General features: G+C 34.9%; 12 protein-coding genes. 4 read left to right on the top strand and 8 right to left on the bottom strand.

Features of this window, described 5'->3' with window-relative positions:
* The first annotated feature begins 37 nt into the window (after window positions 1–37).
* Entirely contained in the window at window positions 38–373 is a 336-nt protein-coding gene (locus NST77_RS04960; protein WP_095329057.1) for a hypothetical protein, read from the top strand.
* 203 nt (window positions 374–576) lie between these two features.
* Here the strand turns inward: NST77_RS04960 and NST77_RS04955 are convergent, their stop codons facing one another.
* From NST77_RS04955 to NST77_RS04930, 6 genes are all read right to left on the bottom strand, one after another.
* On the bottom strand, window positions 577–831 hold the full coding sequence (locus tag NST77_RS04955; RefSeq protein WP_371000611.1) for a hypothetical protein: 255 nt from the start codon (window positions 829–831) through the stop codon (window positions 577–579).
* Window positions 832–1040: 209 nt separating this feature from the next.
* Window positions 1041–2450, bottom strand: coding sequence for a dihydrolipoyl dehydrogenase (lpdA, locus tag NST77_RS04950; protein WP_047942998.1), 1410 nt, complete (start codon window positions 2448–2450; stop codon window positions 1041–1043).
* Between the two features lie 4 nt (window positions 2451–2454).
* Window positions 2455–3732, bottom strand: a complete 1278-nt coding sequence (locus NST77_RS04945; protein ID WP_095329055.1) for a dihydrolipoamide acetyltransferase family protein — start codon at window positions 3730–3732, stop codon at window positions 2455–2457.
* Between the two features lie 89 nt (window positions 3733–3821).
* The gene (locus NST77_RS04940; RefSeq protein WP_095329054.1) at window positions 3822–4799 is read right to left on the bottom strand and encodes an alpha-ketoacid dehydrogenase subunit beta; all 978 of its coding nucleotides are present in this window, start codon (window positions 4797–4799) and stop codon (window positions 3822–3824) included.
* Window positions 4800–4802: 3 nt separating this feature from the next.
* Complete coding sequence (pdhA, locus tag NST77_RS04935; protein WP_095329053.1) at window positions 4803–5918, bottom strand: pyruvate dehydrogenase (acetyl-transferring) E1 component subunit alpha; 1116 nt, start codon at window positions 5916–5918, stop codon at window positions 4803–4805.
* 918 nt (window positions 5919–6836) lie between these two features.
* Window positions 6837–7595 (bottom strand): YkyA family protein, encoded by a 759-nt coding sequence (locus NST77_RS04930; RefSeq protein WP_123257402.1) that lies wholly within the window; start codon window positions 7593–7595, stop codon window positions 6837–6839.
* A gap of 252 nt (window positions 7596–7847) precedes the next feature.
* On the opposite strand from NST77_RS04930, the gene def reads away from it, so the two are divergent.
* The 3 genes from def (at window position 7848) to rnjA (ending at window position 11207) form a co-directional block, all read left to right on the top strand.
* Complete coding sequence (def, locus tag NST77_RS04925) at window positions 7848–8402, top strand: peptide deformylase (protein WP_163188094.1); 555 nt, start codon at window positions 7848–7850, stop codon at window positions 8400–8402.
* A gap of 925 nt (window positions 8403–9327) precedes the next feature.
* A complete protein-coding gene (locus NST77_RS04920; protein ID WP_095329047.1) occupies window positions 9328–9540 on the top strand; it encodes a DNA-dependent RNA polymerase subunit epsilon in 213 nt (70 codons plus the stop codon).
* The gene (gene rnjA, locus NST77_RS04915; RefSeq protein ID WP_095329046.1) at window positions 9540–11207 is read left to right on the top strand and encodes a ribonuclease J1; all 1668 of its coding nucleotides are present in this window, start codon (window positions 9540–9542) and stop codon (window positions 11205–11207) included. Before NST77_RS04920 ends, rnjA begins: the two co-directional genes overlap by 1 nt.
* Window positions 11208–11317: 110 nt before the next feature.
* Here rnjA and tnpA read toward each other — a convergent pair whose 3' ends face one another.
* Window positions 11318–11773 carry an IS200/IS605 family transposase gene (gene tnpA, locus NST77_RS04910; RefSeq protein WP_095330205.1) on the bottom strand — a complete coding sequence of 152 codons (456 nt, stop codon included), beginning with the start codon at window positions 11771–11773 and terminating at the stop codon, window positions 11318–11320.
* Window positions 11774–11960: 187 nt separating this feature from the next.
* Window positions 11961–12620, bottom strand: coding sequence for a potassium channel family protein (locus NST77_RS04905; RefSeq protein ID WP_095329045.1), 660 nt, complete (start codon window positions 12618–12620; stop codon window positions 11961–11963).
* Between the last annotated feature and the right edge of the window lie 44 nt (window positions 12621–12664).

Below are 12664 nucleotides of genomic sequence, written 5' to 3'. Positions count from 1 at the left end.
TTGTTTATTGTATATAGAAAGATTGGAGTTTTCCTTTTTGAAAAAATATATTGTTATCATGATTATCAGTTTACTAATTAGCCTAGTTTCTCCGTTTATTTTTAAAAATTATGTGGCACAAAAACCTGAACAATTAGAACAGGCTTTCCATTTCGGTGGTCCAATCCCATTTGCTGAACAAAAAAAGCTGCTGCCCACTTCCGTTGAGGCATACCCTTTAGAAATTACATTCGAATCGCCGGTGCAATCAAAAACTATTTTCCATCCTATTCCGTTTATTTTTAGTTTTCTTGTATTTTTCTTATTAATTCTAGCGATTTCCACCGTTTTTAGTAGCTTTTTTGGAAAAAAATCAACAAAAAGGAGATTATAACTACTTAAGAATTTAGTTGTATTAAAAAATGCCTTTATTTTTAGATTAAGGCATTTTTTGTGCTGAATATTTGTATAGGAGAAATTTCATAATGAGAAAAAGTCTGCTCTTTTCGCAATATTAGGTTAAAGAGAACTGTTTTCTTCTTCACTTCTAAAGAAAGACTATATTTAAAATAAATCATAGTGTTATGTTTATATGATTTATACAACTGATATAATTGTCATAATTAAATGAAAAGAACCGTAAATGGATAAACTGATCATGGTGGCTAGCATTGTTTTTCTTGTTGATTTTATAATTGTATTTCCTATGATAATCGCTAAATAAAAGAACACACCAAACATAAACACCTTATATAAAATTAAATCATATCTTGATAACCATTCAATAATAGAAAACCCACTCCAAATGATTAGCTGAAATAAAATTGCTGTATAAACCTTCAAGAAAAACACCACCTTTCCTCCATTAACAATTAATACTAGTATATGTACCAATCTTTTGTTTTATTTTATAATTATTTCATTTCAAAAAACAGTAATATGTCTAAATTCTACTAGCTAATTTTCTTCCCTAAAACTAGATTAGATACAAAAAAAGTTTTCTCGAATCGTTTTTAAGATAAAAAAAAGAAGCCCTCGGGACGAGGACTTCTTTTTTATAATTAGCGTAAGATATGAATTGGGCTGCCAATTGCAACTTCCGCTGCTTCCATTGTTACCTCACCTAAAGTTGGATGAGCATGGATAGTCATAGCTAAATCTTCAGCTGTCATACCAGCTTCGATTGCTAAGCCTAATTCAGCGATCATATCAGATGCACTTGGACCAGCGATTTGCGCACCGATTACAAGACCATCTTCTTTACGTGTAACAAGCTTCAAGAAACCTTCAGCATCGTTAAGTGCTAACGCACGACCGTTTGCTGCAAATGGGAATTTAGCAGCTTTCACTTCGATACCAGCTTCTTTAGCAGAAGCTTCTGTGTGACCAACAGTTGCTAATTCTGGCTCAGAGAATACTACTGCAGGAATTCCTAAATAGTCGATTTCTGAGTTATGTCCAGCAATAACCTCAGCAGCAATTTTACCTTCATAAGAAGCTTTATGCGCTAATGGAGGACCAGAAATAACATCACCGATAGCAAAGATATTGCTTACAGTTGTACGGCATTGCTTATCTGTTTTAATGATTCCGCGTTCGCCTAATTCAATACCAACTTGTTCTAAACCAAGTTCGTCTGTATTAGGTTTTCTACCAACCATTACGAATACATAATCAGCTTCCACTGATTTTTCTTCGCCTTTAACTTCATATTTAACAACAACGCCAGTGTCTGTTTCTTCCACACCTTTAGCCATTGCTTTTGTAATGATCTCAGCACCTTTTTTCTTAAGGTTGCGAGTAACTAATGAAGACATTTGTTTTTCGAAACCACCAAGAATTTCATCAGCACCTTCAAGGATTGTTACTTGTGTACCAAAGTTAGCATAAGCTCCACCTAACTCAGTACCAACGTATCCTCCACCGATTACTACAATTTTCTCTGGAACTTCTTGAAGTGCAAGTGCACCAGTTGAGTCAAGAACACGTTTAGAGAATTTGAAAGTAGGAATTTCGATTGGACGAGATCCAGTTGCGATAATTGCATTTTTAAAAGTATAAGTTTGAGATGATTTTTCATCCATTACTTTTAAAGTGTTAGCATCTACAAAATATGCTTCACCGTATACAATATCAACTTTGTTCCCTTTTAATAGACCTTCAACTCCACCAGTAAGCTTTTTAACAACACTGTCTTTCCAAGCTTGAACTTTAGAGAAGTCAACTGTTACGTTTTCAGTTGTAATACCCATGTCTGCAGAATGTGCAGCATGCTCGTAACGGTGTCCAGCAGAGATTAAAGCTTTTGAAGGAATACATCCAACGTTTAAGCAAACTCCACCTAATACGTTTTTCTCAACAATTGTAACTTTTTGTCCTAATTGTGCTGCACGAATTGCTGCAACATATCCACCAGGACCCGCACCAATGACTATAGTATCTGTTTCAATAGGAAAATCTCCAACTACCATGTTTTTACGCCTCCATTAACAATAGTTCTGGATCGTTCAATAAACGTTTAATATGATTCATTGCATTTTGAGCAGTAGCTCCGTCAATCATTCTGTGGTCAAAGCTTAAAGAAAGTGCTAATACAGGAGCAGCGACAATTTCTCCATCTTTAACGATAGCTTTCTCAGCAATACGACCAATACCTAAAATAGCAACTTCAGGATGGTTGATTACTGGAGTAAACCATTGTCCACCAGCAGATCCAATGTTAGAAATTGTGCAAGAAGCACCTTTCATTTCAGCTGGAGCTAATTTACCGTCTCTTGCTTTAACAGCAAGTTCATTAATTTCGTTAGAGATGTTAAAGATACCTTTACGATCAGCATTTTTAACAACAGGAACTAATAAACCTTTTTCTGTATCAGCAGCAATACCGATATTATAGTAATGCTTATGAACGATTTCGCTTGTAGCATCATCTAATGATGTGTTTAAAGCTGGGAATTCTTTTAATGCGCTTGTTAAAGCTTTTACTACATAAGGTAAGAAAGTTAATTTGATACCTTTTGCAGCAGCAACTTCTTTATATTTCTTACGGTGTGCAACTAATTTTGACACTTCTACTTCATCCATTAATGTTACGTGAGGAGCAGTGTGCTTAGAATTTACCATTGCTTTAGCAATAGCTTTTCTGATTCCGCTCATTTTCTCACGAGTTTCTGGGAAGTCACCTTCTGGAATAGCAAGCGGCTTAGGAGCTTCCGCTGCTGTTTCTGCTGGAGCAGCTTCTGCAGCTGGTTGGCTAGCAGGTGTTGCACCACCATTTAAGTAAGCATCAATATCTTCTTTAGAAATACGTCCGTTTTTACCAGTACCAGAAACAAGTTGAATTTCTACACCTTTATCACGAGCATATTTACGTACAGAAGGCATTGCGATAATACGTCTGCTTGGATCAACTTCTGCCTCTTGACCTTTGCTTTCTTCAACAGCTTCAGGTTTTGCTTCTTCAGCAGCTGGAGCTTCATCACCATGATCGCCTTTGAACTGAAGGTTTTCATATCCAGGAGCATCAAATGTAATTAAGATATCTCCTACTACTGCAACAGTTCCTTCTTCCACTTTCACTTCTTCTACAGTACCTTCAACTGGGGAAGGAATTTCTACTACTGCTTTATCATTTTGAACTTCACATAATACATCATCTTCTTGAACTTTATCGCCTGGTTTAACAAACCATTTTACGATTTCGCCCTCGTGAATACCTTCACCAATGTCAGGTAATCTAAATTGAAAAGCCAATGTGACAACCTCCTAATATCTTATGAAAAAATTTTCTTCTTTTAACTAACTTATCTTCTAATTCTTGTGCGAATATTATTCGGTTTTAATTAGAAAGTTAGAACTTTTTTAGCTGTTTCAATAATATCTTTAAAGTTTGGAAGCCATACAGTTTCAGCTTGTGTAAATGCAAAAACAGTATCTGGTGCAGTTACACGTAGAACTGGAGCTTCTAAGCTTAGAATTGCACGATCATTGATTTCAGCAACAACATTAGCTGCAATACCAGCTTGTTTTTGTGCTTCTTGAACTACCACAGCTCTACCTGTTTTTTCAACAGATCCAATGATTGTTTCGATATCAAGTGGGCTTACAGTACGTAAGTCAACTACTTCCACTGAGTATCCTTCTTTTTCTAATTCTTCTGCTGCTTTAATAGACTCTTGAACCATTGCTCCATAAGTAATGATAGAAAGGTCTTTACCTTCACGTTTTACATCCGCTTTTCCAAGAGGAATAGTATACTCTTCTTCTGGAACTTCTTGACGGAATGAACGGTATAATTTCATATGCTCTAAGAAGATAACCGGATCGTTATCACGAATAGCAGAAATTAATAAACCTTTAGCATCATAAGGAGTTGATGGGATAACAACTTTAAGACCAGGTTGTTGTGCCATTAATCCTTCTAAGCTGTCGGCATGAAGTTCAGGAGTATGAACTCCACCACCAAATGGAGAACGAATAGTTACTGGTGCGTTGTAGCGACCACCTGAACGATAGCGCATACGAGCCATTTGTCCAGAAATACTATCCATTACTTCATAAACGAAACCAAAGAATTGAATTTCCGGTACTGGACGGTATCCTTGAAGTCCTAAACCGATTGCTAAACCGCCAATTCCAGATTCAGCTAATGGAGTATCAAATACACGATCTTCGCTGAATTCTTTTTGAAGACCTTCTGTCGCACGGAATACACCGCCGTTTACACCTACGTCTTCTCCAAATACTAATACGTTTGGATCATTACGTAATTCTGTGCGTAACGCATCAGTGATTGCTTGAATCATAGTCATTTGCGCCATGGCTTACTTCGACTCCTTTGCTGCATAAATTTCATATTGTTCTTTTAAGTTAACTGGTAACTCTTCATACATGATGTTCATTAAGTCAGTAACTTTTTGTTTTGGAGCTTCATCAGCAATTTTGATTGCTTCTTTAATTTCTTCTTTAGCACGCTCGATAACTGCATTTTCTTTCTCTTCATTCCAAATGCCTTTGTTTTCTAGGAATTTACGGAAACGAACTAATGGGTCTTTCTTTTCCCATTCACTATCAAGATCAGCAGTACGGTAACGAGTTGGGTCATCCCCAGCCATTGTATGTGGACCATAACGGTAAGTTAAAGTTTCGATTAATGTTGGACCTTCACCGTTGATTGCTCTTTCACGAGCTTCACGTACAGCAGCGTAAACTGCTAATGGATCCATTCCATCTACTTGAATTCCAGGGATACCTGCAGCAACTGCTTTTTGTGCAATTGTTTTCGCGGCAGATTGTTTCTCAACTGGAGTAGAAATTGCAAAACGGTTGTTTTGTACAACGAAAATTGCAGGAGCTTTAAATGCACCAGCAAAGTTAATTCCTTCGTAGAAATCACCTTGTGAAGCCCCACCATCACCTGTATAAGTGATTGCAACAGATTTAGCACCACGTTTTTTCATTCCTAATGCTACACCAGCAGTTTGGATGTATTGTGCACCAATAATGATTTGTGGAGAAATTACGTTTACACCTTCAGGAATTTGGTTTCCTTGGAAGTGACCACGTGAGAATAAGAATGCTTGAGATAAAGGAAGTCCATGCCAGATAATTTGTGGAACATCACGATATCCTGGAAGAATAAAATCTTCTTTTTCTAATGCGAATTGTGAAGCCAATTGTGAAGCTTCTTGTCCTGCAGTAGGTGCATAGAAACCTAGGCGACCTTGTCTGTTTAAGGAAATAGAGCGTTGATCAAGAATACGAGTATAAACCATACGAGTCATTAATTCTTGTAATTGCTCATCACTTAAATCAGGCATTGCAGATTCGTTTACAACTTCGCCCTCTTCATTTAAAATCTGAAGTGTTTGAAATTGGTTTGCCACTTGTTCAAGCTGTGCTTGCACATCAAATTGTGCCTTCTTTGTTTTAGAAGCCATTAAAGCCACCCTTTCCTTTCATATTAAAAGACTTTTTTCTGTAAAAACAAATAGATGTTTACAATGTGTTGCCATGTGGTAAACACTTAGTTGGGTAACGCTTTCTATTCCTTAAAGCATATCGCTCTAAGCAACAAAAAAAACCATACTTAAACAGTTTTCCACAAAATACGCAAGAAAAAACGTCTTATAAAATTAATTCGGTTTCCGTATAGACTGTATCAATTATTTATATGTAAATATTAATACAACTGTTCAATACATTTATAAGTTTAATATACTTAAATATTATCCGTCAATCTTTAAGCTCGAAGTTTTTATTATTTTTTTACATGAAATTAATACATCTGTATTATTTGCAACACAACATCTGTATCATACAGAAAACACTATTTGCAACTGTTTTATAATAACTTGCGAAAGTGTCGAAAAATCATTTCTTTTCTATTATGAACTCCGTATGTTTTGAATACTGCATGTTACAAAGCACCTCCTACATTCTGAAATATTATCCCACAAAAAAAGCCACAAAACAAAGTGTGTCCAAAGAAGCAAAATTCATGCTCCGTTTGTCCTCTCTATTTTGTAACTTATAAAAATTTTAATGGGATAGATAAAAGGAATAATCAAGTAATAAATATTACTTCAGACTGTAGACAAACTCCTGTATTTTGGAAATAGAAGTTTGAGTAAAGTATATTTATTAATCTCTTTGAATTTAGACGTTACTTTCCGCTCCGGGGGTTCGCTTTCCGTGGGGCTCGCGCTAAGCCGCTTCGGCTTACAGCCTGCAGGGTCTTAGACTGTCTCGCTAATCCCACAGGAGTCTCACCCCCTCCACTCCAAGCAACGCATGAAAATGCATTTTTACTTCTCCAATATCTTTTTGTCGACAAGCTACAAGTAATAAATATTACTTTATTTTTCTTCTTCCTCTTCATTCATTTTGATTTTTATGCCGGCTTCTTTATAGAAGTCTACTTTCAAATCATTATATTTCTTCGTTAATTCATTAAATGTTTTGTTATTTTCATAAACCTTCTCATACGTATCATTGATTTTTTTTACCTGTTTTTCTAAATCATCCATATTCACATCTTTATCTTTAAACATTTCATAAAGCTTTTTATCACTATTAAGCCCTTCTATGTAATTTGCGTATAATTTATCATGTTCTTTATAACGGGCCATCATTGTTTGGTATAGATTATCCGCTTTATCCTTTAATGATTTTTCCTCCTTTTTTTCTAGTTCTTCTATGTCTGTTGTTATTGTTTCAAACTTTTCTTGTGACTTTTTTATACTATCTGCTTCTTTATCCATATATTCTTTTCTTTTGGAAATGGATTCTAGAGCTTCGTCCGATAATTTTGTAATTTCATCCATATCCTCTAATCCAAGACTAATTATTTTAGAATAAATATCTTGTTCCTTCTTTTCTAATTTGACAAGAGGATCTTGCTGTTCTTCAAAACCACTTTCAATCTTAACTACTTCTTCTAGTTTGTCATACATTTTCTCACTTGGAGAATTAAAATTGCACCCAGCAGCAATTATCGTAAATAGCATAATTGTACTAATTAAAACACTTCGTTTCATTTGTTTCCTCCTCACTTTCTTATTACTATATCGATTCTTCTGTACTTTGACAATAATGGTTCCCTTCGTCTTAATCATCTAGACTGTTTTAAGAATCTAATAAAAACTCCATTCTTCCCTGCGTAATTGTCCGTTTCCAATTTTTTTAACAGGCAGCACTGATGACTTTAGAAATATTTTTATATTATAAACATATTAGCTTGTCCTATAATATATTATAGGTATATCTAATTATCTTCTTGCATAAAGTACTATTCTCATTTATTAACTTTTTATTCTATCTCTGTTAGACTACTTTTATAAACAGTTAGATACAAGGAAGTGATTATTTTGATAACAATGACAGATATTATTCGCGATGGCCATCCGACATTGAGACAAGTGGCAAGCGAAGTTATCATGCCACCAAGCGAAGAGGAAAAAAACATTCTAAAAAGCATGATGGAATATTTAATAAATAGCCAAAATCCCGAATTAGCAGATAAGTATGGATTAAGAGGCGGGGTAGGCTTAGCTGCTCCGCAAATAAATGTTTCCAAAAGAATGATTGCTGTGCACGTTAAAGATGAAAATGACAAGCAATACAGCTACGCTTTATTCAATCCTAAAATCATCAGCCATTCCATTGAAAAAGCTTATTTAACAACTGGCGAAGGCTGCCTTTCTGTCGATGAAACCATTCCAGGTTTCGTTCCAAGGTATGCAAGAATTACTTTGAAAGGGATTGATTTAGAAGGAAAAGAAGTAAAATTACGCCTTAAAGGATTACCAGCAATTGTTTTCCAACACGAAATTGATCATCTAAACGGCGTGATGTTTTATGATCATATCAATGAAAAAGATCCTTTTCTTCCTATTGATAACGCATTACCTATTGAAAGATAACTTTTTATAGAAAGAAACGGTTCGATCATTACTATTCGAGCCTCTTCTTCTTTCCCTTCTACTTCCCTGTTTTATACTAAATAAGGTTTTATCCTGCTACAGAGGATCGCTCTCCATTCAGCCTATTTTACAATTACCAACATTATCCATGAGAATCTTACAAAAATATTCATATACTATTTATATAAAAGGCTGTTTTCATAGAAAATAAAAGGAATGCTTATCGTCTCTAAAACATGTCTAGTTAACGATTCTTTCTATTAGCTTCACACTAAGATAGAAAATTGACGCTTCCTAAATACTCTTATCTAACGACCCACTATGAAATTAGCCAAATAAAAGGAATAAACCATTCTTTCGTATCCAAATAATGTAAAACCGCCTTCAATTTTGAATGATCGGATTGAAAAAACACCATTTAATAAACTATTTTTTTACAAAAAGAAATATAAAATGAGAAGATGACTTTACTTTGTACAAGAATGGTTTAAAATAGAATTAAGGAGATGATCCACTATGTTAAAGAAGCTAAGAAAGAAGCTTTTAAAACAGTGGAAAGATTTACTTCGCAAAAAAACAATAGCTTAAAAAATTGAAGGGTATTTTTATGGTCCGGCCAATACCACGCTTAGTTAAATATAGTGGTTATTATACCGCTATACAAACCAAGCATTATGGTATTGAGTCTGACCTTTTGTTTTAATAACGATTTCATAAGAATGATCATACATAAACTTATGTAATATTAATATGTTTCATAATAATATATAGAGGGTAAATATCTTTTTCCATCCATCAGTTTCACATAAACTCACTGAGAAAAGAACCTTTCTAATATAATGGCTATTAAAAGAAAAAACATGAAAACCATGTTATTTTTTTATATAATAAATTTCAGAAACAAATGATTAAGGAGCGATTTACAATGATATTTAAAGTATATTTTCAAGATTTAAAAACAGAGGTACCAGTAAGAGAAAATACGCGAACTATTTTCGTTAAAGGTTCATCAGAAAGAGATGTTCGAACAAAATTAGCAGAAAAACCATATAATATCGAGTTTATTACTGGCGTAGAAGGTGCATTCTTAGAATATGAACAACAAAACGAAGACTTTACAGTATTGGAGATTGAATAATGAAATTTGTAAAAAATGATCAAACTGCTGTATTTGCCCTAGGAGGATTAGGGGAAATCGGTAAAAATACGTATGGTGTCCAGTTTCAAGATGAAATTATTTTAATTGATGCTGGAATTAAATTTCCTGAGGACGAGCTTTTAGGAATTGACTATGTTATTCCTGATTATACTTTTTTAGAGAAGAATGTAGACAAAATTAAAGGCTTATTTATCACGCATGGTCACGAAGATCATATTGGTGGTATTCCTTACCTTTTAAGACAAGTTAATATCCCTCTTTACGGAGGCAAACTGGCATTAGCACTTGTTCGTAACAAATTGGAAGAGCATGGATTATTGCGCCAAACAACGATGCATGAAATTCAAGAAGACGATATCATTAAATTTAGAAAAACATCGGTTTCTTTCTTTAGAACTACTCATAGTATACCTGATTCCTATGGGATTGTTGTCAAAACACCACCTGGGAACATTGTACACACTGGAGATTTTAAATTTGACTTTACGCCAGTTGGGGAACCTGCCAATTTAACAAAAATGGCTGAAATAGGGAAAGAAGGCGTTTTGTGCTTATTATCTGATAGTACAAATAGTGAAGTTCCTAATTTTACTATGTCGGAGAAAAAAGTCGGAAAAAGCATCCATGATACTTTTATAAAGGCGGACGGTAGATTGATTTTTGCTACTTTCGCTTCCAATATTTATCGCTTACAGCAAGTAACAGATGCAGCCGTAGAATTTGGCCGCAAAATAGCTGTTTTTGGACGCAGTATGGAAGCTGCTATTAACATCGGTTTGGAACTTGGCTTTATAAAAGCACCAAAAGAAACTTTTGTTGATCCGCAACAAATTAACCGACTGCCAGCTAATCAAGTGGTCATACTTTGTACAGGAAGCCAAGGTGAACCAATGGCAGCTCTATCAAGAATTGCTAATGGTACGCATAGACAAATCCAGATTATCCCTGGTGACACTGTGGTATTCTCTTCCAATCCAGTACCAGGTAATACATTAAGTGTTAATAAAACAATCAATCAACTTTACCGAGCAGGTGCGGAAGTAATTCATGGACCACTTAACAATATTCACACTTCTGGTCATGGTGGTCAACAAGAGCAAATGCTAATGCTTCGATTAATTAAACCTAAATTCTTTATGCCAATCCATGGTGAGTTTAGAATGCAAAAAACACACGCTCAAACTGCTGTTGATTGTGGCGTCAAAGAAGAGAACTGCTTCATTATGGATAATGGTGAAGTATTAGCACTTTCAAGCGATTCAGCACAGGTTGCAGGTAAAATTCCATCTGGAAATGTATATATTGACGGAAGCGGAATTGGCGACATTGGAAATATTGTTTTACGTGATCGTCGAATTCTTTCAGAAGAAGGCTTAGTGGTTGTCGTGGTGAGTATTAATATGACTGATTTTAGAATCGCCGCTGGACCTGATCTTATTTCAAGAGGATTTGTGTACATGCGTGAGTCTGGTGATTTAATCAATGATGCACAAACACTAATAAGTAAACATTTAAATAAAGTAATGGAACGCAAAACGACACAATGGTCAGAAATAAAGAATGAAATAATTGATACTATTTCTCCATTCCTATATGAAAAAACAAAACGTCGCCCAATGATCCTTCCTATTATCATGGAAGTATAAAGTAAGTATCCGCCGGTAGAACCGGCGGTTTTAATTTCGCCCTATAAGGGCACTTTACCAACGAAGCCCCTAAAGGGACCTCTAAATTGACCGCCAACCGTTTACTCTCCCTACTTATCTTTAAATGGATCGACGTATTCTCGTTTGCTCATATTATCTCGCAAACGGTCCTCTGCTTCTTGCTCTCGTATATACTTTGCAATTGTTTTTTCGTTTAATCCAACCGTACTTACGTAATATCCTTTCGCCCAAAACGTTCGATTTCCATGATTATATTTTAAATTTGCATGTCTATCATGGATCATCAATGAACTTTTACCTTTTAAATATCCCATGAAATACGAAACAGACATTTTCGGTGGTATTTTTACCAGCATGTGTATATGATCTGGCATGGCATGTGCTTCCATTATTTCTACATCTTTCATTTCACATAGTTTTCTCAATATAGCACCTATATCTTTTCTTAATTTCCCATATACTACTTTCCTTCTGTATTTGGGAATAAATACGATATGATACTTACAATTCCATCTTGTATGTGATAAACTATTGTCGCTCGACATGAGCAGAACTCCTCTCGTTATTTGAAGTTGGTTTGACGGCCATCTTCTATTATAACGATTGGAGTTTTTTTCTAATACGACTCTACAAGTTTTATTTTCACACAGGCAGAGCCTGTGGTTTAAAAAGAGTAAAATAAGTAAAAAGGAGCTATTTGTTCTATATCGAACAAATAGCTCCTTTTTCTTGTTAAGACATAACCTTTTTCTCAAAACGATTAATATCCGAGTCAGCTCCAATTACAATTAAGATATCCTTTTCTCTAATTGATTCTGATGCTTGAGGAGAAACGATAATTTCCTTCCCTCTTTTTATGGCAACAATAGTGATTCCATATCTGGCACGAATATCTAAATCAATGATCGAACGACCATCTAATTTATGACTTGCTTTAATTTCCACAATACTATGCTCATCCGATAGCTCTAAATAATCAAGGACATTGTTAGAGACAATATTATGAGCTATTCTCTTGCCCATATCCCTTTCAGGATGAACAACTGCATCTGCTCCAATTTTACTTAGTACTTTCTCATGATAATCATTTTGGGCTTTTACCGTTATATTTTGCACACCTAATTCTTTCAGCATTAAAGTTGTTAAAATACTTGCTTGGATATCTTCCCCTATTGCAACAATAACATGGTCAAAATTACGGATCCCAAGACCTTTCAATACTGTTTCATCTACCGCATTACCTACCACTGCATGCGAAACTAGATTTGCGTATTCATTTACTTTTTCTTCACTTTTATCAATGACCATTACATCCATACCTAGTTCGGTCAATTCCTTGCAAATACTACCACCAAATCTTCCAAGGCCAATAACCGCAAATGCTCTTTTCACAATAAAATCCTCCAACAATTATAAAAATTTCACCTAAATAAATC

Source organism: Niallia sp. FSL W8-0177, from assembly GCF_038006285.1.
GTDB classification, from domain to species: domain Bacteria; phylum Bacillota; class Bacilli; order Bacillales; family Cytobacillaceae; genus Niallia; species Niallia circulans_A.
This window is presented reverse-complemented; position numbering and strand designations above follow the sequence as displayed.

What these genes read in the sequence shown, in the direction of transcription:
- NST77_RS04920 (WP_095329047.1), top strand. Translation starts at nt 9,328, where the DNA reads ATGATATTTAAAGTATATTTTCAAGATTTAAAAACAGAGGTACCAGTA.
- lpdA (WP_047942998.1), bottom strand. Translation starts at nt 2,450, where the DNA reads ATGGTAGTTGGAGATTTTCCTATTGAAACAGATACTATAGTCATTGGT.
- tnpA (WP_095330205.1), bottom strand. Translation starts at nt 11,773, where the DNA reads ATGTCGAGCGACAATAGTTTATCACATACAAGATGGAATTGTAAGTAT.
- NST77_RS04940 (WP_095329054.1), bottom strand. Translation starts at nt 4,799, where the DNA reads ATGGCGCAAATGACTATGATTCAAGCAATCACTGATGCGTTACGCACA.
- NST77_RS04930 (WP_123257402.1), bottom strand. Translation starts at nt 7,595, where the DNA reads ATGATTAAGACGAAGGGAACCATTATTGTCAAAGTACAGAAGAATCGA.
- pdhA (WP_095329053.1), bottom strand. Translation starts at nt 5,918, where the DNA reads ATGGCTTCTAAAACAAAGAAGGCACAATTTGATGTGCAAGCACAGCTT.
- rnjA (WP_095329046.1), top strand. Translation starts at nt 9,540, where the DNA reads ATGAAATTTGTAAAAAATGATCAAACTGCTGTATTTGCCCTAGGAGGA.